This is a genomic window from Streptomyces sp. AK010 (genome assembly GCF_014207295.1).
In the GTDB taxonomy this organism is placed as follows: Bacteria; Actinomycetota; Actinomycetes; order Streptomycetales; family Streptomycetaceae; genus Streptomyces; species Streptomyces massasporeus.
The window spans coordinates 656,525-681,661 of record NZ_JACHCX010000001.1 but is presented as its reverse complement, the minus strand read 5'-3'; the positions used below and the strand labels follow the sequence as shown (position 1 = coordinate 681,661).

Annotated in this window: 23 protein-coding genes and 1 pseudogene; 5 read left to right on the top strand and 19 right to left on the bottom strand. The window is 68.5% G+C overall.

Annotated features, from left to right (window positions below):
- Nucleotides 1–84: 84 nt before the first annotated feature.
- From HDC93_RS03115 to HDC93_RS03040, 16 genes and pseudogenes are all read right to left on the bottom strand, one after another.
- Nucleotides 85–1,185: a hypothetical protein gene (locus HDC93_RS03115; RefSeq protein WP_185006863.1), complete on the bottom strand. Its 1,101-nt coding sequence runs from the start codon at nucleotides 1,183–1,185 to the stop codon at nucleotides 85–87.
- Between the two features lies 1 nt (nucleotide 1,186).
- Complete coding sequence (fxlM, locus tag HDC93_RS03110; RefSeq protein ID WP_185006860.1) at nucleotides 1,187–3,277, bottom strand: methyltransferase, FxLD system; 2,091 nt, start codon at nucleotides 3,275–3,277, stop codon at nucleotides 1,187–1,189.
- Nucleotides 3,278–3,292: 15 nt separating this feature from the next.
- The gene (locus HDC93_RS03105) at nucleotides 3,293–4,552 is read right to left on the bottom strand and encodes a lanthionine synthetase C family protein (RefSeq protein ID WP_185006858.1); all 1,260 of its coding nucleotides are present in this window, start codon (nucleotides 4,550–4,552) and stop codon (nucleotides 3,293–3,295) included.
- Nucleotides 4,539–7,643 (bottom strand): lantibiotic dehydratase, encoded by a 3,105-nt coding sequence (locus HDC93_RS03100; protein ID WP_185006856.1) that lies wholly within the window; start codon nucleotides 7,641–7,643, stop codon nucleotides 4,539–4,541. The genes HDC93_RS03105 and HDC93_RS03100 overlap by 14 nt, the downstream gene beginning before the upstream one ends.
- Nucleotides 7,644–7,728: 85 nt before the next feature.
- Nucleotides 7,729–7,905: an FxLD family lanthipeptide gene (locus tag HDC93_RS03095; RefSeq protein ID WP_185006854.1), complete on the bottom strand. Its 177-nt coding sequence runs from the start codon at nucleotides 7,903–7,905 to the stop codon at nucleotides 7,729–7,731.
- A 37-nt stretch (nucleotides 7,906–7,942) separates the two neighbouring features.
- Nucleotides 7,943–8,074, bottom strand: coding sequence for an FxLD family lanthipeptide (locus tag HDC93_RS03090; protein ID WP_185006852.1), 132 nt, complete (start codon nucleotides 8,072–8,074; stop codon nucleotides 7,943–7,945).
- 107 nt (nucleotides 8,075–8,181) lie between these two features.
- Nucleotides 8,182–8,322, bottom strand: coding sequence for an FxLD family lanthipeptide (gene fxlA / locus HDC93_RS03085; protein ID WP_185006979.1), 141 nt, complete (start codon nucleotides 8,320–8,322; stop codon nucleotides 8,182–8,184).
- A 102-nt stretch (nucleotides 8,323–8,424) separates the two neighbouring features.
- The gene (gene fxlM / locus HDC93_RS03080; RefSeq protein ID WP_185006976.1) at nucleotides 8,425–9,648 is read right to left on the bottom strand and encodes a methyltransferase, FxLD system; all 1,224 of its coding nucleotides are present in this window, start codon (nucleotides 9,646–9,648) and stop codon (nucleotides 8,425–8,427) included.
- A gap of 321 nt (nucleotides 9,649–9,969) precedes the next feature.
- A pseudogene (locus HDC93_RS38090) lies at nucleotides 9,970–10,278 on the bottom strand (NUDIX domain-containing protein); the annotation flags it as partial.
- A 303-nt stretch (nucleotides 10,279–10,581) separates the two neighbouring features.
- Entirely contained in the window at nucleotides 10,582–11,424 is an 843-nt protein-coding gene (locus HDC93_RS03070) for an SAM-dependent methyltransferase (protein ID WP_185006850.1), read from the bottom strand.
- On the bottom strand, nucleotides 11,414–12,583 hold the full coding sequence (locus tag HDC93_RS03065) for a protein-L-isoaspartate O-methyltransferase (protein ID WP_185006848.1): 1,170 nt from the start codon (nucleotides 12,581–12,583) through the stop codon (nucleotides 11,414–11,416). The genes HDC93_RS03070 and HDC93_RS03065 overlap by 11 nt, the downstream gene beginning before the upstream one ends.
- On the bottom strand, nucleotides 12,580–13,071 hold the full coding sequence (locus HDC93_RS03060) for a LuxR C-terminal-related transcriptional regulator (protein ID WP_054243485.1): 492 nt from the start codon (nucleotides 13,069–13,071) through the stop codon (nucleotides 12,580–12,582). Before HDC93_RS03060 ends, HDC93_RS03065 begins: the two co-directional genes overlap by 4 nt.
- 312 nt (nucleotides 13,072–13,383) lie before the next feature.
- A complete protein-coding gene (locus HDC93_RS03055; protein WP_185006846.1) occupies nucleotides 13,384–14,049 on the bottom strand; it encodes a DUF6415 family natural product biosynthesis protein in 666 nt (221 codons plus the stop codon).
- A gap of 653 nt (nucleotides 14,050–14,702) precedes the next feature.
- Nucleotides 14,703–15,203 (bottom strand): ATP-binding protein, encoded by a 501-nt coding sequence (locus HDC93_RS03050; RefSeq protein WP_185006844.1) that lies wholly within the window; start codon nucleotides 15,201–15,203, stop codon nucleotides 14,703–14,705.
- A gap of 212 nt (nucleotides 15,204–15,415) precedes the next feature.
- Nucleotides 15,416–16,951 (bottom strand): ISKra4 family transposase, encoded by a 1,536-nt coding sequence (locus HDC93_RS03045; protein WP_185006841.1) that lies wholly within the window; start codon nucleotides 16,949–16,951, stop codon nucleotides 15,416–15,418.
- A gap of 66 nt (nucleotides 16,952–17,017) precedes the next feature.
- On the bottom strand, nucleotides 17,018–17,554 hold the full coding sequence (locus tag HDC93_RS03040) for a hypothetical protein (RefSeq protein ID WP_185006839.1): 537 nt from the start codon (nucleotides 17,552–17,554) through the stop codon (nucleotides 17,018–17,020).
- A gap of 49 nt (nucleotides 17,555–17,603) precedes the next feature.
- On the opposite strand from HDC93_RS03040, the gene HDC93_RS03035 reads away from it, so the two are divergent.
- The 3 genes from HDC93_RS03035 to HDC93_RS03025 are packed head-to-tail and all read left to right on the top strand — an operon-like array spanning nucleotide 17,604 to nucleotide 20,518.
- The gene (locus HDC93_RS03035; protein WP_311774479.1) at nucleotides 17,604–19,043 is read left to right on the top strand and encodes a helix-turn-helix transcriptional regulator; all 1,440 of its coding nucleotides are present in this window, start codon (nucleotides 17,604–17,606) and stop codon (nucleotides 19,041–19,043) included.
- Entirely contained in the window at nucleotides 19,040–19,921 is an 882-nt protein-coding gene (locus HDC93_RS03030; RefSeq protein ID WP_185006837.1) for an aminoglycoside phosphotransferase family protein, read from the top strand. Before HDC93_RS03035 ends, HDC93_RS03030 begins: the two co-directional genes overlap by 4 nt.
- A gap of 15 nt (nucleotides 19,922–19,936) precedes the next feature.
- On the top strand, nucleotides 19,937–20,518 hold the full coding sequence (locus HDC93_RS03025) for a GNAT family N-acetyltransferase (RefSeq protein ID WP_185006835.1): 582 nt from the start codon (nucleotides 19,937–19,939) through the stop codon (nucleotides 20,516–20,518).
- A gap of 252 nt (nucleotides 20,519–20,770) precedes the next feature.
- Here the strand turns inward: HDC93_RS03025 and HDC93_RS38085 are convergent, their stop codons facing one another.
- On the bottom strand, nucleotides 20,771–20,974 hold the full coding sequence (locus tag HDC93_RS38085) for a hypothetical protein (protein WP_260419359.1): 204 nt from the start codon (nucleotides 20,972–20,974) through the stop codon (nucleotides 20,771–20,773).
- Nucleotides 20,975–21,263: 289 nt separating this feature from the next.
- Between HDC93_RS38085 and HDC93_RS03015 the strand changes: the two genes are divergently transcribed.
- Together HDC93_RS03015 and HDC93_RS03010 are read left to right on the top strand one after the other, a co-directional pair.
- Nucleotides 21,264–21,881 (top strand): hypothetical protein, encoded by a 618-nt coding sequence (locus tag HDC93_RS03015; protein WP_260419358.1) that lies wholly within the window; start codon nucleotides 21,264–21,266, stop codon nucleotides 21,879–21,881.
- A gap of 38 nt (nucleotides 21,882–21,919) precedes the next feature.
- A complete protein-coding gene (locus HDC93_RS03010; RefSeq protein WP_185006833.1) occupies nucleotides 21,920–22,393 on the top strand; it encodes a TrmO family methyltransferase in 474 nt (157 codons plus the stop codon).
- Nucleotides 22,394–22,815: 422 nt separating this feature from the next.
- Here the strand turns inward: HDC93_RS03010 and HDC93_RS03005 are convergent, their stop codons facing one another.
- Together HDC93_RS03005 and HDC93_RS39220 are read right to left on the bottom strand one after the other, a co-directional pair.
- Nucleotides 22,816–24,090, bottom strand: a complete 1,275-nt coding sequence (locus HDC93_RS03005) for a serine hydrolase (protein WP_185006831.1) — start codon at nucleotides 24,088–24,090, stop codon at nucleotides 22,816–22,818.
- Between the two features lie 50 nt (nucleotides 24,091–24,140).
- The gene (locus tag HDC93_RS39220; RefSeq protein WP_185006830.1) at nucleotides 24,141–25,061 is read right to left on the bottom strand and encodes an aKG-HExxH-type peptide beta-hydroxylase; all 921 of its coding nucleotides are present in this window, start codon (nucleotides 25,059–25,061) and stop codon (nucleotides 24,141–24,143) included.
- Nucleotides 25,062–25,137 lie beyond the last annotated feature (76 nt).

The window sequence follows — 25,137 nt, the reverse complement described above, 5'->3', positions numbered from 1 at the left end:
GCTCGTCCCGCCATACGGTGGGATCGGTGACGGGAGTCAAGGGTGGGGCTCCATTCGAGCGAGGTCATGGGCTGGAAGTCGAGGCTAGGAAGAGTGCCGGCCAACGAGGTGTTGCATAACTGCTGTCGTGCTCACCTCCACGGCATCAAGGAGGTCCCGTTCCAGCTTGTGCGGCATAGCGCCGCATCCCAGCCCAGCGGAGCCGACCGCCTCGGTCAGCCTGCGTTGTTCTCCTGCGGTCATCTCTGCGGAACAAGCGGCGTGCGAGAGGACGTCTCGCGCGACGTAGCCGTCTCCGAAACGCACCGCGTCGTTCACGAGGCGACGGGCGACCTCGGCCTGGCTGGAGTGCGTGGAGAGGTCGAGGGCTGTCAGCCCAACGCGTGTGCGGAAGACGGACAGTTCAGACCCGGTGTCGAGACTCAGGAACTCCGCTGTCATCTTCTCGCCTGCGCCCTCCGGCGCTCCTCCGCCGACCATGAGGCAGAGCACCGTAAGACATGCCGCAACGGGGTGTTCCCAGGTTTCGGTTAGCGTGCTCTCGTCGATGATCCGGCGTGCCGAGGTTGGGTCTCCCCCGAGGCAGCGCGTCACGATTTCCACCTGGCGGCCGTCGAATAGGCGACGGCCAATTCCTTTGTGCTGCACAGCATGCGCCCGTGCTCGGTCCCATTGCTTGGCTGCGACGAGCGCGCGCGTTCCATCGCCCAGCAGCACCGTCCACAGCCACTGGCACACGGTCCGGTGATCCTCTGCTGTGGCCGTGAGGTTCCGGAACGATACAAGGTGATCCTCAAAGAGCAGATCAGTCTTGCTTTTTACCGCGCGGTTCAGGGTGTCGAGGAGCCGGTAGGCATGTTCCCCTTCGCCATCTCGGATGTGCAGACGGGCAAGGTTGACGAGAGGTTCCAAGGCATACCGCGCTTCCTGCGCGCCCAACGGCTGGGCGAGCAGGTAGATCTCGGCGTGGCGCCAGCACAGTTCGCGTGCAAGGCTCGGAAGACCGCAGTCACTGGCGATCAGGGCCGACTTGTTCATCGCTGTGGCTCCCTGGCTGAGACCGCCTTCTTGGTGAGCGGTCTCAGCCAGGGTGCTGATCTCCTTGACGCGCTCGGAGAGCGGCGGGCACGCGGGGCGCGGACGAGCGACCAGCGGGAACCGCTGTGCTATCCGGTTGGCGTCCATCTCACTGCCACTCGATGATCAGGCGGTTGAGTGCGTTGTCGAGCGCGAAGCGGCCAGGCTTCGGTGCGAGTGCAGCGGTGTCGACCGGTTGGATCTCGAACCGCACCTCGCGGCTGCGGTAGTCGCGGTCCCAGGCGCGGATCTGCTCGGCGACCTGGTCGGCGAGGGCCTGCGCCTCGGGCCCGTGGCCGATGACACCGAACTCGTACAGGGTGGCACCGTCCGGGGCTTTCTCGGCGGCCGTACGGCGGGTGAGGTACGTCAGCGTGCCGCCTTCGAACACGGCGGTGGAGCTCGCGTACGGGGCGCTGACCACACCCCGGTCGATGGCCTCTCGGGTTGCGGGCATCCGGCTGAGGCCGTTCGGCATTGTGCAGGTCAGCCACAGCTCCAGCCACTCGGCCGACTCCGGCCCCCGGAAGTTCACGCCGGTCCATGCCTCGGCGCGGGTCTGACCCAGTACCCCGGCCAGGGCCTCGGCGTCGACGACCTGGTCGCCGTTGGTCACGAGGGTCACAGAGCCGTCGTCGGTGAGCTGCACGAAGCGGCGCGGGTCGTCCGCGATGCCGCGTCGCAGCGGCATGAAGGTGTTCATCTCGGAGCCGACGCTGCGCCAGGCGCCGTCCTCGGCCCGCTCGAAGGCGATCGAGCGCGAGACGCTGCCGCGGAGGCGCAGCGGGGTAAGGAGTCGTCCGCCGGGGGCGAGCTGGTCGAGCCAGGCGTGCGGGACTCCGTGGGCGCCGACCGTGGCGACAATGCGGTCGTAGGGAGCGTTCGGCGCGTAACCGAGTGCGCCGTCGCCGAGGATGACCTCGACGTTGTCGATGTCCGCAGCAACGAGTCCGGCGCGGGCGCCTTCGACCAGGTCGTCGTCCACATCGACGGTGGTGACGTGGCCCTTCTCGCCGACCAGGTAGCCGAGGAGTCCCGCGTTGAAGCCGGTGCCGGCGCCCAGCTCCAGCACCTTGTGCCCCGGCTCCGCCTCCAGCTGTTCGAGCATGATCGCCACGATGTCGGGCTGGGAGGCGCAGCTGATGGACGCACCGCTGTCGTCGAACTTGATGTTGACGGGCGCGTTGCTGTACGCCGCCTCCAGCGGAGCATCGGGGACGAAGACGTGGCGGGGTACCGTCCGCATCGCCTCCTCCACGCGAGGCGTGCGAACCGAGCCCTCTGTAACCAACCGGTCGATGAGCTGAGTACGCAGGTCGTCGGCGGCGCTGGCTTCGATGGTGTCACTGTTCACGTCGCTGACCGTAGTGGTCGGTGACGTCGTGCTGGGGCTAAACGCGGCGCTGTCGCTCGTTCCCATGACTACCTCTTTCGCGAGTGTTGACAAGGTGTGCTGTTCCTCCCGGGGGAGGCCCAGTCGGTTGAAGTGGAAGATGGCGTGGTGGGCGAGTACGGCCCGCAGGCCGCGTTGGAGTTCCCCACCGTGGTGGAGGTCGGCGAGTCGGCGGCCGAGGGCGTCGAACGCGTTGATCCAGTCGGTCAGCGTCTCCAGTCGGCCGTCGCGGGCGAGGCTGCTGGACGGGCTGACGTCGACGGTCATGAGTCGCTGCACGGATGCCCTCATCCGGTCGGACGCTGCTATGCCGCCGTCTCGCTCAGCCGCGACCCTCGCCCACACGTCGCCCTGCTCGTACCAGTCGAGGCCGGCAGCGCGCATCGCCACGCTGAGCATCAAGACGGCCAGTTCCCGTCGGCCAAGTGGGTCGGGCTTTCCAGACTGCTGGCGGGCGAGGTGTTCGAGGATGTGGCGGCTGTCCTCGTGGAAGTGGAGGTGTGCGGCAGCCATGGCGGCCGGTCCTCCGAAGACGGTTTCCTCCGGCTCGTAGAGCCCCGGCTTCCAGGAGGCGAGGGCGCCGGCCGAGACCAGTTCATCCAGTGCGAGGTCCAGGCGCTTGGCCGCGGCCGGACCGGCGGGGCGGTATCGCAGCCGCCAGGTGGGGAACTTCCGCAGGAACGACCAGTGGGCCAGCTCGGCGTTGTTGGCGGCCAGCAGGGGCAGCAGGTGCTGTGCGGCCGTTGTCTCCGCTTGGTCCCATGCCGTGAAGGTCAGGACGCGCTGCGGCCATTCTTCCGGAGCCATGTGTGTCTCTCCAGGTCAGTTGGTCAGGAAACAGCTGTCCCAGCCGGACAGGGAGGGGCCTTCGGTGGAGAAGGCGTGGAGCGCGAGCGCCGTGCCTGCGGCTCCTTCGAGGAGTCCGATGTCTCCGCCGTCGGCCGGGCTGCACAGCGTGTGGACAAGGGTGTCGGGGGCGGTGTCGGTGATCGGCGCGAGCAGGCTGGGCAGGCAGTTGGTGAGGCCGGGGGTGATCGCATCGGCGGCGGCGAGTTGCGTGATGTGCGCCAGTCCGGCGAAGCCGTGGCAAAGGGATAGGTCGACGGTGGCATTGCGTTGGCCTGGATCGGTCATGGCCTGCTGGAGGGCGGTCTCGGCAAGGTGTTGGCGGTGGGTATCGCCGGTGACGAGGGCGGCGAGCTGCTGGGCACGTGCGAAGCCTGCGGTGCCGTAGCACCAGGATGGGCGGGAGGGACCGGGGCCGGGTTGGCCGTTGCGCAGTTGGTCGCGGGTGATCCAGTACGGCCACCACGGTCCAGCTGGTCCGTCCTGCTGCCATCGGTCCAGCCAGTTGAGAGTGCGTGTGATCGCTTCGTTCTGGTTGGGCACGGTGATGCCCTGGCGGGCGGTGAGGGCCAAGAGTGCCAGGGGGCCGCCGATGCCGTGGGCCACGCCGTTGTTGGCGTGGCCCTCCGGGTAGTCAGGGGAACGTTTGCCGGAGGGGGCAAGGTGGCTCCACCAGCCGGGGAGGAGTTCGCCGTCGTGTTTGACCGGCTCGGTGAGCCGCACCAGGTAGGTGAGGACGTTCCGCAGGAGATCGGGGTTGGTGCCGCGATGCAGCAGCAGTGCGCCCAGGCCGCTGAGTCCGCGGATCGTGTCGAACTCCGCCAGCTCGGGGAACTCGCCGTGGTCCATGCGGTCGTGGGCGGCGCGAAGTCGCGTGCACACGAGGTTCGTTACGTGTGTATCGAGTGTGCTCAGGGCGCGGGCGTACCGTCCGGGGCGGTCGGCGGCGGAGTGGAGGGCGAAGGCGAGCGCGGGCGCTCCGTAGTAGAGGTGGGCGTCCGCTCCGCCAACGGCTCCGCCGTCGACCGCGCAGGCGAGCCAGTCGTGTACGCGCTGCCAAGGGCCCTGCTCGGCGCGGGCGCGCTCGATGTGCAGCAGAGCCACGCCGACGGCGCCGTGCGCGAGGGATTGTGGCCACCACCCCTGCTTGAGGTCGAGGTCGCGCACGTCGTCCGGGGCGGCGAGCCGGTCGGCGATGGCTCCGGCTGCGAGGCGGGCGGTCTCACGCAGGTCCATGGTTGTTTCCCCTCCGTGCCGTCCAGGCCAGGGCTGCGGCGCGGGCCAGCCGGACGCACATGCGCTCGTCGTCCCTGTCGATGCCAGTGGCCCGGATGTGGTGGGCGTGCAGGAGCGAATCGAGCACGAGGTGGGGATCGAGGTCGGATTCGCGCAGCCGGGATCGGTACCGCGCGATGGCTTGGTCTCGCTGTGCCCAGGCCGCGGTGATGGCCTCCCCGCCGGCGCGGGCCCGCAAGGCCGTCCAGTCGTCGGTCGGGTCAGCCAGGCGGACCGCTTCGGGAAGGACCTGCCGGTCGAGTGGGCGCGGATCTGTGATCTTCCCGTATCTGGACAGCCACTCCATCGCTTCGGCCACGCCGCCGGTGAAGGCGGTGGCGAGGGACGCGAAGTTCGCTGTGGCGAGGACTCGTGGGTGTGGGCGGCTCGGCTGGGCGAACTGCACAGCGAGGGCGCGGGAGTCGGCGGCGAAGACGTCTTCGGCGAGGCTCATCAGCGGACCCGTGCCCCAGCGCCCGGTTTCCGGGTAGTTGGTGGCGAACTGCATATCGTTTACGAGGCCGGCGCGGCGCAGATGCGCGGCCCAGTCGCTGATGTGCGTGACGGCCTGCCCCACATACGTGGGTTCGGGGGTGGCGATCCGTAGCCGCAGGTGCGGTCGAGGGTCTTGGTAGCGCATGAACCACCATGTCGGTGGGGTCTCCCACTGGGCGAGGAGGCCGGGTAGGTGCTGGGACAGGATCTCGGCGTGTCGTTCCGGGTGTCCGTAGAGCTTGACCAGGAGCCAGGGGCTGGTGCCGGGTAGGTGTCCGTGGTCGCGGGTGAGCAGGCGGTCCGCGGTGACGGGGGGAACCGTTGGCCACTTCGGGGCGCGGGTGGCTCTCATGGGGATGACGATCTCGTGGGCGCGGCCTGCGAACCAGCCGCCTCCGTCGGGGGAAGTCTCGGTCAGCACGGCGGTGTCGGCCGTCGCGAGGTGGGCGCGCAGTACGGCGCGGTGGGCGCTCTCGGAGAGGTCCAGCGGGAGAAGCTGATCGCCTTCGGTCAGGGCAACGGTCTCGGGCACGCGGCGTTGCGTGCGCCACCGGCCAACAGCCGTGTGCCACTCGTCCCATGACGCGGTTGTGTCGGGTACCTCGGAGGCGTGCATCAGCCAGCGGGCGGGCGCGAGAACAGCGCGCCCGTATCGAACGCGCGGGAGGTAGGGCAGGGCTGCGGCGGCTCCCCACGAGAAGTCGGTGACGACTGCGGACTGGGAGCGGCTGATCTCGGCGAGGAACCGGACGAGGGGCGGTGTGTGGGCCCGTAGGTCCAGGGCGTGCATTACGTGCGGTTCCACCAGGCACTTGCGTGAGAGGGAGGCGAGGTAGAGCCTGCGCCGATCGCAGCCGACGGCCAGGTCGTCAAGGTCGATGGTGCGTTCGTCCGTGATCCGGTGCTCAGCCAGGCTGATGACGGCTGGCAGCATCTCGGGAACGCGGCTGACGTTGGAGTCCGCTCGGTCAAGCGGGGCGAAGGAGAGTTGCGCCGGCAGCGCCCCGGGTGCGTTGACGGGGAGTCCTTCCAGCACTGCGGCGGCGCGCGCTCGGTCGTCGGCATTCAAGAGCGCGAGGAACCTCCCGCTCGTGGTGCCGATGCCGCGTGACGGGTGGATCGCGCAGAGCGCGAAATCACCGCGGGCAAGGGCGTCGGCGGAAGCAGCCTCGACGCGGAAGGAGACCTCCATGTGCGGCGGTACCTGCATGCCGTCCTGGTCCCCGACCTGAAGGCGGCTGATCAGGTCCTCGTCCAGCACGATCTCGTCGCGGCACTCAAGAGCGGCGGCCTGGGCGAGGGCAAGAAGCCGCTGCTCCCGTTTGGACAGCGTCTCGCGCGCCTCCGGCTCGCTGTCCATGTAGCCGGCGGGGAAGCCGAGCCCGGCATCGGGGTCTGTCACGTCCCGCAGCGGCACCAGGGAACCGATGCCGTACTTCTCGAAGAAGCGGGTGTGGTACTCCTTCCAGCCGGGCATGCCGAACGGCGCTGGCGTGAGGCGGGCCAGTACGGTGGCCGCCTGCTCCGCCTCGCATGCGACCTGGGTGGGCAGTACGAGCGAGCAGTCCATGCGCAGGTCCAGCGCCACCGGGTGATCTGCGGCGGCGACCTCCGTCATCTTCTGGCAGAGCGCGCGGCGCAGGCGCCGTCCGTCCGTTGGCGTGAGGGCCTGGTTGTGCTGGGCCACGGTGTCGCGCACCGCTCGCAGGCCGGTGAGCAGGGCCGCCACGGGCGCTACGTCGTCGGCGTGGACGGCGTCCAGCTGCCGTACGAGGTGGTCGAGAGGATCAAGAACGGCGGAAGGGGCGTGCAGGCTGCTGACGAGTGCGCCGTTCCGTATCAGGCTCGTGACCAGTTCCCTGACCCGCGACTCCGGAACCTGGGGGAACCCGGCTTGCACCTTGCCCGCGAGGAGGTCGTACCTGATCGGGGATCGCGCAGCGTCCAGCGCGGCCCGCACCGCAGAGGTGAACCTGATTGACACCTCTGCCGTCGGCTTGCCGGTGCTTCGAGACCGGGCAGGGTAGGGGACGATCAATCGGTCCCCCCGGACGAACGAGGTGTTGCTGGCAACCACGGGGAGACGTCGTAGCAGTTCGGGGCAAGCCTCCAGGCGACGGATCACCTCCGTTCCCCAGGCGGCGTCCGCACGGGCCACGGCCCGGTGCCCCCTGCCCCAGTGCACCTCCGGTCGCTCCCCGAGTGCGGCCAGCGCGATCCCGGCGAACAGGCCGTTCGGCGTCGCGCGGCCGGTCATCCGTTGCACATACCGGATCACCGACACCAGCATCCGGCGGACCTGTCGGGCCTGCGGGACGGCGGTCGTCGCGCACAGTGCGTCCATGTGCCGTGCGAGCGAGGGACTGGCCTGCTCAACGGCATCCGAGACCTCGTCGAGGGCCCACACCGCACGGAGCCACGTAAGCCACTGCTGCACTTGGCCCGGAGAGTCGCCAGTGACGTCCGGCCACGGAAGCAGCGGCAACCGCGTGTGGCGGGCGGCCCTGACCAGCGCCACGTCCGCGCGCTGGTAGAGCACCTCGTGCCTCGAGTTCATGAGCCCTTCCTGTTCCGTGTCCGTGCGGTGCCGGTCCGCACGACGAACGCACATCGTGCGGACCGGCACCGGTTGATGCGACGGGTCAGGCCACGTTGGTGGCGCAGGACCCCTTGCAGGTGGGCTTGCAGCCGTCGTCGGTCAGGTTGATCAGGACGGCGGACCCATCGCCGGACTCCAGGACGCTGATGTCCAGGTCGAACGGGTCACCGACCGGTGCAGCAGGCGGGCTGGCTTGCTGCTTGACCGTGCTCGCCTCCATGTGGGGTCTCCCTACTCGTCGATTCCGCGGAGGGTGCTCAGGCGACGGCGGTGGCGCACGGGCTGGAGCAGGTGCTGCCACAGCCGTCGTCGGTGAGGTTGACCAGCGTGGTCGAGCCGTCGCCGGACTCCAGGACGCTGATGTCGAGGTCGAACTCGTCGTTCTCCATGTGCGGGTTCTCCTTCTGAGGTTGTGCGGTCAAAGCCGCTGTGTGTGCCGCCTGTTGGCGGGCTTCCGGCACGGTTGGGTCACCGTGTCGGGGGTCTGATGGGGTGATCAGGCGCCGCTGGAGGTACAGGCGCCGCTGCCACACGTGGCCTGGCAGCCGCCATCAGAAGCGGCCACCGTGCCGACCAGTTGGCTGGATTCGACGAAGGTAACGTCCAGATCGAAGGGATCTCCCGGCACCGCCGCCATGTGCGCCGGCCGAGAAGTCGTCACAGCAGATGTCACAGCAAGTCCTCCTGTTCAGTGCGATGTTGCTGGTCGGTTGTTGCAGGACGTCCTGGCACCCAGCGGCTACGCCGGATGCCAGGAGATCGAGATCCGGCTGTGCTTCTTGTCGATGATCCGGTCGCCGGTGATCGGGTCATCGGGCGTGCCCGCCGGGTAGACAGCGATGCGCGGGCCGTCCGTGCCGCGGACCTTTTCGTCCCAGGTGCGGAAGATGTCGGCGATTCGCTCAGCGAACTCGGCCGCGTCGGGCCCGAAGGCGTGGACGCCGTACTCTGCGGTCTTCTTCTCGGTGTCGCGGCGCACGACCGTGTAGGCGAAGTGCGGCCCGTCGATGGCGACCATGGACCAGCTGCTGCCCGTCGGGCCGATGTTGCCGGTGGCCAACTCGGGGGTGGTGGACATGAAGCAGAACGCCGGGACCTGCGTGGACAGGTACATCTGGAGGGTGCCGATGGGCTCCTGGCTGGCGACGGTCACCCCGGTCCACGTCTCGGCGCGGGCAGTGTCCAGGACGCCGTCCAGGAGCGACGGGTCGGTGGGCAGCCCCTCGTCGAATCGCAGGGTGACGCCCTTGTCCCCAGGCAGTTGGATCACCTGCTGGGCGTGGGAGCCGGCGCCCTGCATCGCCACGAAACCACACACGTGAGCGCTCGTGGCCAACAGGTGGTCAGCCTGCCGGACGAAGGAGTAGGTGCGGGTCAGGCCGTTGATACGCAGGGGCACGACCAGCCGACCATCTTCCTTGAGCTGGACGGTCCACGCGGGCGGGATGTCCCAGGCCCCGACGGTCACCACGATCGCGTCGTAGGGGGCGTGCTCGGGCAGGCCGTTCTCGGCGTCGGCGACGACGACGTTGACGTCGGTGTAGCCGGTCTCGGCGAGGAACCGCCTGGCGCGGTCGGCGGGCGCCGGGTCGATGTCGACGGTGGTGACCTGCCCGGTGGATCCCACCAGTTCTGCGAGGTAGGCCGCGTTCGGCCCGTTGGTGCCGATCTCCAGCACGTTGTCGCCGGGGCGGATGTCGGCCTGCTCCAGCTGCATCGCCTGGATCTGCGGGGCAGAGACCGAGCTGGTGTGATAGCCGTGCTCGTCCTCCTGCGTGGCCACGGCGTTGTAGGTGCTGTATGCGTCGCTGAGCGACGCCTCCGGTACGGCAAGGTGCCGGGGCACCTTGCGCATGGCGGCCTCGACCGCGGGTGACACGATCGTGCCGTCCTCCTTGAGCTGGTCGACGACCTTGTTGCGGAGCCGGGTGGCCTCGTCGGGGGCCACGGCCACATCGGTCATAGAGGGGTTCCTTACGGGGCCTCGTGCGCCTTCGCCTCCGGCGTCGGCGCCAACGGCATGGTGGTTCGGCGATGGATGCCGGCTGGCAGAAGCCAGCTGTTGCTCGACGGCGTAGGGGTCCGGCGCCCGCGCGGGCAAGGGGTGCAGACGGCTTGGCCCGTTCGCGTCGTAGGCGATCGGGTCGTCGGGTTCCTGGAGGTGCAGGGCGAAGGAGTGCCCGTTGCGGTACGCATCCAGGCCGGCCCGGCAGTACGCCACCATGTCGTCGGGCAGGTCATGGAGGGCAAACCAGTCCAGCTGTGAGCAGCGGTCCGGCTCGGCGATACGCGGGACGCCGACCCACCGGGTGACCTCGAAGAACCAGCCGGTGCGGTTGTGACCCTTGGGGCTGCGGTGCTGCATCACCAGCGCGACGCGGACATCGGCCGACCGGATGACGACGCCCAGCTCCTCCTCGGCTTCCCGGACCAGCCCGGTGACCACGTCCTCGAAGTCTCCGTCGAGGTGCCCGGAGGGCATGTGCAGCAGGCCCGACGCGTAGGTGTCGCCCGCCCGCCGGCTCAGCAGCACCTCGCCGCCACGCCGCAGGATGAGATGGACGTCGACCGGTTCCCGATGGCGCTGCGCCATGTCGTTCCCGCCCCGATGCGAGGCTGTCTGCCCGTTCACCGCTGGCCTGCCAAATGCGGGTGCGGCCGGCGCCGACTCGCGTCCGGGCACCAGGGCGTAGCGTCGGCTAACCAACCCGCAAAGGGGTTTTCGGGAACGCGCGGGAACGCGCGGGTGTGGGGCATGCGGATCTCCGGGGTGCAGACGTGACGTCCAGCGTCAGTGACCGCGACGCCCGGGTGCCCGTTTCCGGACGCCACGGATTCTAGCCGGGACACCATGGGGAGTTGGCTGGTCACCGGCTTGATCACGCCGGTCTGCTGATCACACAGCTCGGCCATGCGCGGTCTCCTTTCGGGCCGTGCCGGCGTATGACGCGGCCTGGGGCAGGACCGGGTATTCGAGTGCCAGTGTCTGTGGCGCGGTCAGGCCCGGGGAGGTCAGTTGCCAGCCGTCGAACAGCTGGGCGATCTGTTCCTTCGTCCGCAGGTGGACGGGGCAGCCGGCCGCCGTCATGGTCTTGGCGAATCGGCGCACGGGTTTGCCCGAGACGTCGGCGGTGGCGTGCGTGATGACGAGAGCGCTGCCGGGGGCGGCTACGTGTTTGTACTGGTCGACGAGGACGGTCAGGGGCTGCGCCGCGGTGTCCTCGATGTGGTGGAGCACGCTGCCGAGGAGAAGGATGACCGGTTCTCGCCAGTTGATCGTCTCCAGAATTTCTCTGGAGGCGAGGATCGACTCGGGCTCGCGTACGTCGGCGCACAGGCTCTCGACGACAGCGGGCGCCTTGGCCGTCCTCATTGCGTCGGCGTGAGTGTGCACCAGCACGTCGTTGTCGATGCACACGGCGCGGGCGCCGGGATGAATGCGGGTCAGGACATCCACCGGCGTGGGGCCGTGGGGAAGGCCGCAGCCGAAGTCGACCAGCTGCCGGATGCCCGCGATGGCCAGGGCCTGCACCATTAGGAGCACGTACAGGCGCTCGTGGCGGACGGCGCTCTCCAGGAACGGCATGCGGTCGGCCGCCCGAAGGGCCCCGTCACGGTCGACGATGTAGTGGTCCCGCCCGCCGAGCAGGTAGTTCTGCATCCGGGCGCTCGACGGCCGTGCCTGCAACTCGGCGATCGCTGCGGAGGGGTGGAGGAGCATCGGATGGTCAGGTCGCATGCCGCTCCACCTCGCCGGTGATCGTGTGGAGTTCGGGCAGACGCCTCGACGGACCGTCCGGTGCACCGAGCCACAGAGTGTGTTCCGTTTCCGTGATCGTCACGCCCAGCTGCTCAACCTCTGGTTCTCCGGCCGCGTGCCACTGACCGAGCGCGTCGAACAGATCGGAGCCGAGATCGCGCGGCCCCCACTCGTAGATGCGGGGGGAGTGGAGGAAGACCACCGCCCGAGACGCCTGGTGGTCATGAATACGCAGGCGGTCGGCAACGTCGCCTTCGAGCTGCGCAACGCCGCGCACGACCTGCATTCGAAGTTCAGGGCGAAGCAGGCCGGCGAACAACCGGGCCGCCGTCCGTACGTGCGCCCCCCTAGGGTCCAGGGCTTCCGATGTCCTCGGGCTGCCCTGCGACTCGACGGGGGTGCCCTCACCAGGTCGGTGCTCGCGCAGCCACACGGTCTGCGGAGCCGGTCCGGCGTGGAAACGTCCGCTGGCCGACGCCCCGTCCCGCGCCACGGTCAGGACGAGCAGCGTGCTGGATCCGCCCAGCGCGGTACGGACGGGCAGGCACAGTCGGCCGCCTGGACGAACCCGGGTGACCCATTCCCACGGCACACGGCGTACTGCACGATGGGACAGGAGGCCGTGGAACGAGCCCGCCGGTCCCAAGACCTCGGCCTGCGATCCGCTGACCACGCGAACCCGCGGGTAGGGGCGTAGGCGCTGCCGGGCGATCTCGGCGAGACGTTCTGTGTCCGCGGCCGTCACCACTTTGCCGCCCTGGAGAAGGTGGTCCAGAGAGGCTGCCGTCCAGCCGCAGTCTGTGCCGATCTCGGCAACGGCAGTCCCCGGCACTGGAGCGAGTGCGGCCAGGCGCGCCGTGGCGTCTTCTTTGGACGGGATCACTCCCGTGACGATGCCGGGGCCGCCCTCCCCACCGTCGTCGATGTCGAAGACGAGCATCTCGGAGCGATGGACGAACTTCGCCCACTCGCCGGCGTGCTTACTCCGGTCCACCCTGCGCCAGCGACCACCTCGGTGCGTACGGATCACGTGGGGCACGAAGTCCTGTCGCCGATCGCAGGTGAACACGTCCCCCGCGTGCTGGTGAACGTGGCCACTGCCAGGTCGCAGGCTGTCGGCCTCGACGCGGGCGTTCATGCCTGTCCTGCCATGGCGACGACGTCTCCGGAGTTGTCACGGCCGGTCGCGGGGCCCAGGAGACGGAACTGCCATCCTCGCGTGACGGCGTGCGCGGCCGAGGAAGCGCCCAGCGCCCGCAGCAGGCGTCGAGCGTCCTTGCGTACGTCGTCCAGCGGACGCTTCGCGACGGCCGCGATCTCCTGGACGGTCTTTCCGCCGGCGAGCCCTGCCAGGACGGTGCGCTGCTCCTCCGGCAGCTCGACGATGTAGTCCACAGGCCCGGGGACGTCCAAGTGTCCGTGGCGGTAGGCGAGGTGCACCATGCCCGCCCGCTCGGAGGTTCCGAGCTTTCCGCCGATCCGGAGGATGTACGTCTTGACCGTGCTGTCGGACACTCCCATGTCGCAGGCCGTCTCTGTGGTCGTCCTTCCCTGAGAGATGCCCAGCAGAGCCTCCCGCTCCTGAGGGGAAAGCGGCGGCGAGATGGGCTCGTCCGGGGCCGGCATGGTCGTACTCCTTCGGTGTTCTGGCACAGTCGTCGTCTTATCGGGGCCGGCCCACTTTGCTGATCGGCTGGTTGGGGCGTGAGCTACGAACCGCCGTAGAGCTGCAGGGCGAGTTCGGCGAGGACGTAGACGGTGGGCAGGCTGATGGCGGTAGCGAGGAGGACGGCGCCCCGGTGCGCGCGAGCCTGTTGCCAGCCACGTCGAACGCGCCCTGGGGCCGGCTCGTCTCTCCGGGGTGAGCCCGAAATCGGCGGGGAGGCCGGAGCACGATGAATCCGCTGAGGGTGCGCCGCGCGATAGGACCCGGTCACGTCACTCACCGCCCCGCTCGCAGTCCTGTTCGGCGTAGCGCAGCAGGGCCTCGGTGTGGACCGCGAGACGGTATGCGTGCTCCCTCGCCGCCTTGAGCCCCTCTCCCGGCGCGGCATCGCGGGCCTCCTGTGAGCGCTCGATCGCCTCACCGCATGCGGACCACCCTCGGCTCCCGGCGGTGAGCGATTCCAAGTGGATCGAGACGTAGGGGACGAGCGTCGTGACGTATCCGCTCAGCGCTTGCGTGACCGCCGCGAGGGTGTGTGGATGCGGGTACACCCCCGCCTGCTCCCAGGACTTCGCCGCACGAATGGCTTCGCGGATACGCGTCGAATCGAACCCGGCGCACACAGTCCTCCCCCAGCCGTCGACCACGTCGTCAGAGGTATCGACAGCAGGAAGGACGGCGAGCAGCTCCCGCCCGACCTCGGACATCCGCCGGTGCAGGGACGCCGCACGCACGGCGTCGCCGGGAATCTCTTCGTCGAGTAGGGCACGCACGCGTACGACCAGTCGATCGTCTTCCATAGGAGGCTCGTTGGCATCGAGGGGAACGACTGCTCCGAGCAGTCGCATCAAGTGGCCGCGCATAAGCAGCAGTTGGACGTGTCGCTCGTCCGGGTCTTCGCTGACGGAGGCAGACTCGCCGAAGACCAGTCTGGTCACTTCGCGATGAAGGGTCTCCTGCACCGCGAGAGGCGACGGTCCGGGTGCGAGGGTCGATACAACGGTCCGCAGTTCACGGCCCAGTTCCCTGAATGAGCCCTCCGGCCAGGACACGCCGTCCCCATGCCGACCGCCGATTGTGGGGGCTGAGGTCGTGGTGCGAGGCATAAGGACAACTCCATTAGTGAGATCCGAAGTTGGCGACCGGGGAGCCACCTCGACGGCCCCAGAGGAGCCACCGAGGCAATTCGAGCCGCCACTCGCCGACAAGGGCGGTTCGTGCAAGGAAGACACGGCGCGGCGAGCTACACGGACATCGTTCAGGGAGCTCGCAGACGCCGGTACCGCCGCACAGGACTCGGTCGGGACGTCCTGGGACGTCCCACGAGTCGACTCAACGTTCAGACCGAACTTGCCGCCGCAAAGCAGACGTTGGGCAAAGGAGAGTTGGCTCGACAGACGGGTGAACTGGCGGGCTGCGACGGCATGCCGCTCGTCCTTCCTCCCCCCTCTGTGCCGGAGGCAGAAGCTGTAATGCGGTCGACGGCATCGTGATCTGGTAAACCAGCTCTCCTGACGCCGAGGGGACTTGGTCGAGGGCAGCGTCGGCCCGCTCAACCGGCGCGTGCGCTCTCTGGACGTCTCCCGGCCCGTCATGACGTCTCCCGCGCCTGCGGGTTCCCGTTCGTGCCGTTGTTGCTGATAAGGACGGTCGCCCACACGTCCTTCCCGCCCTTGAACGGGGAGCAGCCAAAGTCGTCGGCGAACGCCATGACAAGGGGCAACCCCCGGCCGTGCTCAGCCTCATCGTTTGCGTGAGTCGGCTTGGGCAGCGCGGGATCGAAGTCGCGCACGCAGACGCTCAGTGCCCCCGGGAGGCGGGTGAGCGTCAGCTGCGTGTTCCTCGCCCCGGTGTGCAGGGTGGGTTGTACGTGCCGCAGGACGTTGGTCAGCAGTTCAGTAACCACGAAGGTCGTACCGTCGGCCAGATCAGCCAGGCCCCAAAGCTTCAGGTGGGCGCGCACGATGGTCCTGACGATGGGCACGGCCAGCTCGGTCACATCGAGGTCTATCGCCAGATGTCCCGGCGTGCTGCGCGTCGTAGCGCGCACGCCGGTGGCTGGCGCAGCGGATACTTCCAAGAGGTCGGCCATCACAGGTCCACTTCGGGTCTGGTGGAATCCTCAGCAACGAGGTTTGACTGCGGTGTGTACTGGTGCGGAACCGGTCAGCCACCATTCAGTCAGGCCGCGAGACCCGCGTGCAGATCCGGATGCGGAGACCTGAGATATCCGCATCACGACCCAGGGACCGTCGATGCCGCAGCCAGAGAAGGGTGCGGCTCCTCTGAAGTGAACGTCTCGGGTCAGGCGGTCGGTCTGAATGTGGCCTGGTCAGCGGTGGGGTAGAGCCGTTCGTGCTCGCGGGCGGTGTGGTGGGCGAAGTAGGTGTCGAGGTGTCCGTTGCTGGTGACGGCGCGGAGTTTGAGGACGGCTTCGGCGCCGGCAAGGCCCCAGCGGGCGCCGGTGATGTCGAGGCGGTCGGCGATGAGGTGCCGGCAGGCGCCCTCGATCGCGCCGGTGGCGATGGGCCAGCCCTTGGCCAGGGCGGTGTCGTAGTGGAGCTGGTCGAGGTGGTTGGTGAGGTAGCGGTGGCAGGCGATGACTGCTTCGCGTCGTGAGGTGGAGAGGTTCTCCCGGTGGGCCTGGCCGAGAAGTTCGTCGGCGACGCGGGCGGCGTGACCGGCGAGGATCGCGGTGAGCCGGTCCGCGGTGAAGGCTTCGGCCTCGCTGCTGCCGGCTTTGTGGAAGACATGGGCGGCGTCCCACAGATATTCCGCGACATGAACGAAGTCGATCAGGACGTGGATCGTCACGCCTCGGCGGACGGCTTCGGCCTGGACGACATCGAGCTGGTGACGGGCGCCGTCGACCAGGACGATCCAGTCCCGCAAGTGGTGCGGGTCGCGGGCCTGGGCCTGGTCGAACGCTTCGGAGATGACCTCCTCGGGGGTTTTGACCAGGGAGGCGGTCAGCCACTTGTTCTCCGCCTTCGGTCGTGGGCGGCGGGTGCGCTGGCTGCTGCGGCCCTCGGGCGGCCCGATCACATCGTGCGGGCGGCGTGGGGCCGGGCGGGTGTCGAAGACGCAGGCCACGGTGGCCATCCGTTTCCGGTTGGGTTTCTCTCCCGGGGCCAGCCGGCCCCGCCGCCCCGCGGCGGCGGCCTGGGCGGCCTTGCGGCGGGTGGCCTCGCGCAGGGCTTCGGGCCTCATGACCACGCCCTTGCCGTCGGCCTGGATGACCAGGGGCATGTCCCGGCTGCAGGGCACCGGTACTTTCGCCCGGTAGAAGCTGTCGACGTCCGTGGCGCTGTCGACGACGAGTTCTTCGAGCCGACGTTTGCCCAGCACCGGGCCGCACTGCCGCTCGACGGCTGCCAAGGCCTGGTCGAAGGAGCCGCGGACCGCTTCGACGACGGCCATGCGGCGCAGGCCGGCCGAGTGTCGGCCCGCGGGCAGCGACAGCAGCGCGTCCGCGGGATGCACGTTGCTCACCCTGGGCCCGCGATGCGCGATGCGTCGTATCCGGACCAGGCCGAAGACGGTGGACAGCCATCGCTCATGGCTCCGCTCCCGCCACGGACGCACGCGGCCGTCCGGGCCCGTCACCCGCAGATCCGGACAGGCACGCAGATGTTCTTCCTCGCGTATCGCGCGCAGGTCGAGGTGGTCCTGCAGCAGCTGGCGCAGCAGCGCGCGCCCCGCTTCCCGGAGGTGTTCCTCCAGCTCACCGTGGGTCCACTCTTCGGCCGTGTCTCCCGACAGGGTCGCCTTCAGCGTCTCGAAGGCACTGACCGAGCGCGCGAACGCCTCAGGCATGTCCAGGTTGTCGTAGTGTTCCATCCGGGGCTCTTCTCTCAGGGTTCGTTCTGGTTCGCACCTACGAATCTAGAAGGAAGAGCCCCTCTTTCAGGGCGAGTTGGACGAATGAGTCTTTCTGGCATCAGAGGGGGTGAACAGGCCCGGAGTGGTCTCGTCCAGCCAGCCCCGCACCACCAGACGCTTCAGCTTCGACCGCGTCCCCTCGATCTTCCCCGTCTCCGCCGGCAGGCCGATCCTGGGTGCCACCTGCTTGGCCCGCACCGGCCCCGGCGCGTCACCGACGACCTCGAGAATGTCCTGGTAGACCCGCGGCAGAACACCCGGCTCCATGCCCGGCTGCCACTTCGGCACCGACAGCACCCCCACCACCCGGCGCTCAGCCCCCTCGAACGGCGACCGCTTCCCGGCTGGAGGCGCCTCCCGCACCGGCACGTCCGCGGCACTGTCGTCCGTCACCCTCGACAGGAGCGCACGAGCCGTCTCACGAGTGATCACCAACCGCGAGAGTCTCTCCCGCTCAGCCTCCAACCGCTCGGTCAACTCGGCCAACCGCTCTTCCAGTTGCTCCACCCGTTCCCGAACCTCGGCCTCCTCGGCCTCGATCACCTCGAACAGCGAGCCCATCGACACCGCCTCCTCCCCTCAGGAAGAAGACCTGCCCACCCGCAAGCCAATCAACGTATCCCCAGGTCACCCCATCCCTCGAATCGAGCCGCACCCGCCAGAGAAAGCGCTCAACCCAGACGCCTCACCGCAGGAGTGGTTTGGTGCAGAACTGCGCTACTGGCGCAAGCGCCATCCCGGTTTGCGTGCCGCTCAGCTCGGGCCAATGGTGCAGGTCAGCCCGGATGTGATCTCCAAGATTGAGAAGGGGCAATACCGGTGCCGGTACGACCTCGCAGAGCGCCTGGATGCGGTCCTCGAGACCGGCGGCGTGCTCACCCGAGCCTGGGGCATGGTGTTCGGCGATGCGGATAAAAAGCGGCGTGAAGCGGATAGTGTCCGCCAGGGGCCGGTGGAGGGGGCTCTTCAGGTCCACGGAGGACGCATCCTGGGCAGATACACTCCAGTCCCGCTACCTGGGAGCCTTCCGCCAGTGGACCGACGCGCTTTCCTGGCCGCCACCAGCCTTGCCGCCATCACTCCGATAGACCTCGCCAGACTCGTAGCCCCGGCCGCACCGCCGGAGCTCCCTAAGCGGATTCGTCCCACCGAGCTTGAGCAGTTGCGCCTCATCGCCGACGGCATCCACCGCTGGGACAACGCCCAAGGTGGTGGGGGCCTGGTCGGCGACTTCGCTAGCCGCTCGATGGAGTGGGCTGTACGGCTGCTGTCCGTCGACTGCCCATCACGGCTTCGCCCGGAGCTCCTCGGCAGCGTCGCGCGGCTGGGCATCGTCGTCGGCGCCACGCACTTCGACGCCTACGCACACGATGAAGCCCGGGTTGCCTTCAAGGTCGCGTCCGAATGTGCGGAGGAGGCCGGGGACTGGTGGCTACGCGCCAAGACGTTCTCCTTCCTGGCTCGTCAGGCGATCTGGCTCGGCGATCCGGACGAGGGCCTGACCTACGCCGAGAAAGGGCTGGTGCGCTCCGACCGGCTAACCCCGACCATTCAAGCCATGCTGCATAGCGCCCGCGCCCGCGCTTTCGGGAAGATGCACGATGTGCAGGGCACGCTGGCCTCGGTCGGCGCGGCCGACGACGCATTCGCCTACTCGAACCCGGCGGAGGACCCGCCGTGGATGGCGTACTACGACGAGGCGCAGCACCACGGCGACACAGCCCATGCGCTTTGGGACCTAGCCATCCACGCCGACCAGGACCCGGGTCGGGCTGCGGAACGGTTCACAACGGCGGTCGCTGGACACAGCGACGACTACGCTCGCTCTCGTGGGATTTCCCGTACGAAGCTGGCGTCGCTCGTTATGGCGAAGGGAGACCCGATGCAGGCCATTGCTATCGGCCACAAGGCGCTCAGTGACGTCGGACGCCTCACCTCGCGCAGGGCGGGCGATGACCTCAAGGAACTCCGCCGATTCGCGTCAGAGCACCGCACGTTGGAGGAGGCGGCGCACCTCCGGCAGCGAATCACGACTACCTTGCAGGCATGACGATCTCGGCTGGACCCGCCCGTGCCGTACTGGAAGAGGCTTGCGCCCTCGCCGGGCTCGAGCCCGCAGGCGCCGAGCCCGTTCGCATCGCCGAGAACGAAATCTGGCGCCTCCCCGGCAATGTGGTCGTCCGTATCGCCCGCGCAGGCCAGTGGAAGGCCGCGGTGCGTGAGATCCTCGTGGCTCGGTGGCTTGCCGACAACGGGGTGTCGGCCGTCCGCGCGCTGCCGGCCGAGCAGCCCGTCGAGGCTGCCGGACGACCCGTGACGTTTTGGGTCGAGCTTCCGGCGCATGAGGCTGGCAACGTCATGGATGTTGTCACGTTGCTGAAGCAACTTCACGCATTGCCGGTCCCGGATCTGCCGCTCGACAGGCTGGACCCGTTCGTACGTGTGTCCGAGCGGATCGAGGCGGCCACATCGCTGTCGGAGGATGATCGCGTCTGGTTGCGGGATCGGCATGTGGAACTTCGCGAGCGCTGGGAGCACCGGCCCCATGGCCTGCCCGAGTGTGTCGTGCACGGTGATGCGTGGGTGGGCAACGTCGTACGCACGACGGCCGGGCCGGTAATGCTGGACTTCGAGCGGGCCTCCGTCGGGCCGCCAGAGTGGGACCTGGTGTCCACCGCGGTCAAAATGACCACGACCGGCGCCGTCACCGCGGCCGAGTACGCCAAGTTCTGTGCGGCGTACGGCACGGACGTCACGCAATGGGAGGGGTACGACCTCCTCGCCGGTGCCCGCGAGTTGCGCATGACCACCTACGCGGCCCAGCACGCCGCGACGCGTCCCCAGTGGCAAGCCGAGGCTCAGTATCGCGTTGACTGCCTGCGCGGCCGTGCAGAGCCGCGCCCCTGGCGCTGGAAGGGGATCATGTAGCGGAGGGCGTATTCCATGTATCCGGTTGAACGTTCCAACCCACGCCTCGCTCTGCGCGAACTCGCCCTTGAGGACGTGGATGCGGTGCTCGCCATCTACGGAAGCGCCGAGGCTACGGAACACCTGTCGTTCGAACCGCGTACCCGTGAGCAGGTTGCGCAGATTGTGGCCCGGTCGATTGCTTCCGCCACCGCGACCCCACGCACGGAGTACGCGCTCGCCGTCATCGAACGGGACATGAATGAGCTGATCGGGTTCGGCCGCCTTGCCACCGACCCACATCAGCAGTGCGGAGCCACCTTGGGCTTCGCTCTGCGCCCAGACGCGTGGGGCGTCGGCTACGGCGTGGAGACGGTGCGGTTGCTGCTCAGCGTCGGGTTTGACGACCTGGGCCTTCACCGCATCTGGGGAGCGCGGTCCCCCCTCAACGACGCGTCGGCCAAGACGATGGCAGTCGCTGGCATGGTCGAGGAAGGAGTGATCCGCGAACACGTCCTGAAAGCCGGGCAGTGGCGAGACTCCGTCGTGCACGCGATCCTCGACCGAGAGTGGCAGTTTGCCACCCGGTGCAAGACTCCTTCCGAACCAGATCACTAGCCCGACACCAAGGTCGCCGAGCTCTGCAAGGAGCTCGGAATCTCCCAGCAGACCCTTACCGGCACGTCTCACCGGGACGGCGAAGCACGACCTGATGGGGCGAGGTGCTCGCCCGTAAGTGGGGACCCGTAGAGGCTGCATCGTGGACCCAGCGGCCATCGCTTACGTGGCGTCGGTCTGGGGGCCGTCGTCCCGGCCGGTCGCCAGTGCGGCCGGCAGCGGCAGCCCGTACTTGTCGCACAGGAATCGGGTCTAGCAGTACCGCTGGGCGTCGGCGGCCACGCTGCCGAGGATCGCGGAATTCATGCTGGCACCGATGAAGACACCCACGAACGGCACGACCTTGGCGACGTTTTGAACTGGCACCCTGGAGCCGGCCGGGCCGAGCCGCTGCATCAACTTCTCAAGGGCGGCCAGGAGACGGTGGTCCTGGCGGAGCTTGTTCGACCACCTCACGCGTCCCTTGACCGCCTCCGCCGCCACACCGAGGCCGGAAAGCCGAGTCTCACCGTCGATCTCTTGGCGTATTTGTCGGGCTGGATGGCCTTCGACAACAGCGAGCATGCGATCGCGCTCCAGCGGGCCTCATGCCGCAGGTACTCGTCGACCGCGCGCCGGCCGTGCCCGCCGCCGCGCCGCTGGTCCGTGCGCGAGAACGCTAGGCGCTGGCCGGATCACCGCAAACCATCGAGACCACCAGCACCAGAGCGCCCGAGGTCGGAAGCTGGACCGAGGAGTCCCGTCGATGGACCTGAAACGCCGACGCACGCGACGTTTCAACCTAGGTTTCCGGCGCGAAGCCCTTCAGATCGCGCAGGCTTCCGTGGACGGCGAGCGGTACGCAGCCGCCACCCCCCGAGAGCGCGCTCTCCTGGGTGTAGTGCACGCACGGACTCTCGCGGCCAATTGCCACAACCAAGAGGCAGCCTGCGCCCTGCTGCGAGCGGAGGACGATCTATCGAACGCCCACGCTGGCATCAGAGAGCCGGACCGCACGTTCTTCTTCGGCGAGGCGTCGTTGGCGCACGAGACCGCATGCACACTGCGGGATCTCGGTGATCACCAGCGGGCGATCAAGGAGTTCCGACGCTCCGTGCGCACCCGTGGAACTGCGTTCCGGCGAACGCACGCGGTGACCCTCGGGTACATGGGCGCGACGCAAACCGCACAGGGTGGCGTCGAAGAAGCCTGCGCGACATGGACCAGCGTCCTGGACGCCATGGAGGACGGGATCTACTCCGGCCGGGCGCGGCAGAGGGTCGTCGAGATGCGACAACTTCTGTCGCCCTACCGGAAGCGCGGCATCTCCACGGTGGGCGTACTTGATGCCCGCGCTGCGGCGTACCTGGCCCAAGTAGATTGAACGCAAGTGTCGTTGAGGCGTAATCGAAAGGCTGGACCATGACTCTGGAGATCAAGCCGATCGGGGAAGTCGTCGCGGGCCGTAGGGAGGTTGCGGACGACTATTGGGGTGACATCGAGTCGGTAATTCAGCTTGATGAGGATGAGTTTCCACTCGACTCTGTGCAGGGCTTGGAGGAATTCTCTCATTTGGTGGTTGTGTGGCACTTCGACCAAGCGTCCCCGAGTGACGTCGAGTACCACGCCCGCAGCCCGCGAGGAAACCCGCAGTGGCCGGCAACAGGCACCTTCGCGCACCGCAACCACCGGCGCCCCAATCAGCTCGCGCAGTCCTTCCCTCGCCTGTTGGGAGTCAACGGCCTCCGTCTACGGGTGACCGACCTGGACGCCGTGGTCGGCACGAAGATTTACGACCTGTCTCCGTTCTTCATCGAGATGGGGCCGCGCGGCCCGGTTCACGAACCCGCGTGGCCTAGTGAGATGCTGGAGAACTACTGGGCAGAGAAGGGCTGAAGAGGGGCGCAGTTCGGCTGGGGGCAGGTTGTCGTCGGTGACCTCGATTTGTCGTCGGTGGCCTCGATCCGCAATTCGCTGTCGGGGTAGTGGACCCGATGTCCCACGCCTCCGGTCCTGTGCTCGACGGCGTTGGTGACCAACTCGGAGAATGGCTAGGGCGTCCGCCGTCGACCCCACCAGGCGACTTGAGCCATACAAATGGCCGATACAGCCGGTGAAGGGCAGGCGGCGATCGGTCGCGGCTTCATCCCGACCGTGAACGCGTACGGCTCACAGTCCTGGTCGCTGATGCGCGAGGACGGCGACTCTTCGGGAGCGAGCCCCGGCGTATCCGGGTATCAGCGGCTACACGATGGGTGGCGAGGTCGTTCGCCGACACTGGCTTTGAAGCTGCTTATGAGGTTGCGGTGGGGAATTGGTCAGTCCGACCGCCGCTGGTATTGCAGTCCTGGCGCGCGGTCGAGATCGAGTATGAAGCTGTCGGGCGTGGGCGCGCTATCGTCGGCTGGCGCGGTCGGGAGCGTGAGAGTGTAGCCCTTCGCCGCATACGTCGCGGCGCCAGTGCGGGTGAGAAAGTCGTGCGTTCCTCTGCGCCACAGGTAGAGCGAACTCTTGCTGCGCGTCAGGCGTAGGGTGCCGGGCACCTCGTCGCAGGCGTATGTGCCGAGCGGGATATGGGGCGTGTCGGCGCAGCTCCTTTCCGCGACGATGGGTGTGGGTTCGGGCTGGCGGTGCAGGAGTTTGGACAGGTCGGCTTCGAGTGTGCGACCGAGTTCAGCGCGGGCAGCGGCAGCGACCTGGTCGGCGGCGATGCTGGCGTGGTTGGACAGACAGATGATGCGGAGCCCCGCGCGGGTGAGGTGTGCGGCGGCGGAAAAGCCCTGCTCATGGCCGTAATGGAAGACGGCCGCTCGGCCGGGCCGCGGGTCGCCATACAGCCCGGGCCCATACGTGAACGGCGGGTGGTCGCTCGGCCGGTAGTCGACATGGCGCTCATGCGGAAGTCCGTCGTCGGCTGACTCGCTCCATTCCTCCCAGAGGTATCCTAGCCAGCGATCCAGGTCGGCGGCGGTGGACCACAGGGAGCCGGGGCCGGGCATTGTGACCGGGCCCTGCTGGTGCTGCCAGCCGTCGGCCGTGACGCGGTAGCTGGCGGCAGCACCGGGGATGACCTCGCGGGGATCGGTCTTGAAGCGGGCCGCGGTCATGCCGAGCGGCGCGAAGACCTGCCGGTCGGCGATCTGCTGGAGCCCGGCGCCGTGGACCTGGGTGAGGATCTCCGCGAGGAGGAGGTAGCCGGTGTTGCTGTACAGGAAACGGCCCGGCTCGACGGCTCGGCGTTGCTGGCGGTAGGCGAGTTGGAGCAGGTCGTCGGCGGTGTAGTGGTCGAGGTCGCGGAAGCCGGCCAGGGACAGCAGGGTCTCGGCGTCCCGGATGCCGCCGCGGTGCCGGATGAGGTCGGCGACGGTCACGTCGGGGATGCGGAAGTTGGGCAGGATGTCGCGCACCGGCCGGTCCAGGGAGAGGAGGCCGTCGCGGGCGGCGCGTACGCACAGGTAGGCGGTGATCTGTTTGGCAATGGAGCCGACGTTGAATGCGGTGTTCTCCCCGATGGACACGGCGAGTTCGAGGCTGGCGGTCCCGGTGTGCGCTTGGACTCGCGGACCGTCGGCGGCATGGACCAGGAGGATCACACCGGGTTGCGCTAGTCGGTCCGTGGGGGTGGTCGGGGTGCTGTCGGGGCTCACAGGCTGATCGCTTCGTGGTGGACGGTGTGCAGGTGCTGGCGGAGGTCGGGATCGGTGATCAGATCGAGCGCGTGGGCGTGGTCGTCGACGGTTCCGGCGAGCAGTCCGCGCTGCTGGTCCAGATATGTGGACAGGAACCGGTGGAGATCGCCGCTGGTGGAGGGGAGGACGCGGGCGGTGTAGATCATGGTGAGGGGGAAGGCGAAGCAGGCGTGAAGGAAGCCGAAGGCGGGCCGCACCGTCCTCTTCCACGGGGAGTAGAACGTGGCTTCCTCGCTGATCTTGCAGGCGCTGGCGGCGAGGGCGTCGTTGAGCCAGTTGTGGCCCGCCTCATGGACCAGGTCGCGGGCGAGCACGACGGGGTCGTCGACGTGGTCGCAGTAGATCGTGCCGGGCAGCCGGGTGATGGTCCAACTGTCGAGGGTGTCGCCGAGCTTCTTGCGGTGCAGCAAGCATAGGACGACGGCGTGGCCGGCGAGCAGACCGGCGAAGCCGTGGCGGGCGCCGACGTCGTACGCGGCGGCGGCGAGTTCCCGCAGGTCCGGTGGGGCGGGGATGGTGTCGGGACCCAGTACGTAGTAGGGGGTCTCGGAGATCGCCGAGTGGGGCATGCGGTCCGGGTCGGGCGCGACCACGATGCGCGGGCCGATGACGGTGGGCACGGACAGCGCCGGGGCGTTCGCGTCCGGGTGAGCGCCGTACCAGTCGAAGGTGGCAGTGTCGCGGGCGCGGGCGGCGGCCTCGGCGCCTTCGAGGACGTGGTGGGCCAGGCAGTAGTCGGCGGCCGAATTCCCGGAATCGGGTGTGCCGTCCTGGTGCTGGCCGGCGGATTTGAGGACGGTGCGGATCCGGTGGGTGCGGTCGCGGTGCTGGGCCGGGATCGGGGCGAAGGAGAGGGCAGTGGCGGGAGCGTCCACGGGGCGGGTCCTTCCGACAGCAGCTGGGCCTGGGGCCGGGCCCTTGGCGGTCCGGCCCCAGGAGGTGCTCACCGGC

Bases quoted from the DNA above. Each gene is read 5' to 3' on its own strand.
- HDC93_RS03045 (WP_185006841.1), bottom strand. From the start codon at position 16,951: ATGGAACACTACGACAACCTGGACATGCCTGAGGCGTTCGCGCGCTCG.
- HDC93_RS03010 (WP_185006833.1), top strand. From the start codon at position 21,920: ATGACTCTGGAGATCAAGCCGATCGGGGAAGTCGTCGCGGGCCGTAGG.
- HDC93_RS03095 (WP_185006854.1), bottom strand. From the start codon at position 7,905: ATGGAGGCGAGCACGGTCAAGCAGCAAGCCAGCCCGCCTGCTGCACCG.
- fxlM (WP_185006976.1), bottom strand. From the start codon at position 9,648: ATGACCGATGTGGCCGTGGCCCCCGACGAGGCCACCCGGCTCCGCAAC.
- HDC93_RS03040 (WP_185006839.1), bottom strand. From the start codon at position 17,554: ATGGGCTCGCTGTTCGAGGTGATCGAGGCCGAGGAGGCCGAGGTTCGG.
- fxlM (WP_185006860.1), bottom strand. From the start codon at position 3,277: ATGGCTCCGGAAGAATGGCCGCAGCGCGTCCTGACCTTCACGGCATGG.
- HDC93_RS03090 (WP_185006852.1), bottom strand. From the start codon at position 8,074: ATGGAGAACGACGAGTTCGACCTCGACATCAGCGTCCTGGAGTCCGGC.
- HDC93_RS03065 (WP_185006848.1), bottom strand. From the start codon at position 12,583: ATGAACGCCCGCGTCGAGGCCGACAGCCTGCGACCTGGCAGTGGCCAC.
- fxlA (WP_185006979.1), bottom strand. From the start codon at position 8,322: ATGGCGGCGGTGCCGGGAGATCCCTTCGATCTGGACGTTACCTTCGTC.
- HDC93_RS03025 (WP_185006835.1), top strand. From the start codon at position 19,937: ATGTATCCGGTTGAACGTTCCAACCCACGCCTCGCTCTGCGCGAACTC.
- HDC93_RS03015 (WP_260419358.1), top strand. From the start codon at position 21,264: ATGGACCTGAAACGCCGACGCACGCGACGTTTCAACCTAGGTTTCCGG.
- HDC93_RS03060 (WP_054243485.1), bottom strand. From the start codon at position 13,071: ATGCCGGCCCCGGACGAGCCCATCTCGCCGCCGCTTTCCCCTCAGGAG.
- HDC93_RS03105 (WP_185006858.1), bottom strand. From the start codon at position 4,552: ATGGACCTGCGTGAGACCGCCCGCCTCGCAGCCGGAGCCATCGCCGAC.
- HDC93_RS03115 (WP_185006863.1), bottom strand. From the start codon at position 1,185: ATGGACGCCAACCGGATAGCACAGCGGTTCCCGCTGGTCGCTCGTCCG.
- HDC93_RS03030 (WP_185006837.1), top strand. From the start codon at position 19,040: ATGACGATCTCGGCTGGACCCGCCCGTGCCGTACTGGAAGAGGCTTGC.
- HDC93_RS03050 (WP_185006844.1), bottom strand. From the start codon at position 15,203: ATGGCCGACCTCTTGGAAGTATCCGCTGCGCCAGCCACCGGCGTGCGC.
- HDC93_RS03070 (WP_185006850.1), bottom strand. From the start codon at position 11,424: ATGCGACCTGACCATCCGATGCTCCTCCACCCCTCCGCAGCGATCGCC.
- HDC93_RS03100 (WP_185006856.1), bottom strand. From the start codon at position 7,643: ATGAACTCGAGGCACGAGGTGCTCTACCAGCGCGCGGACGTGGCGCTG.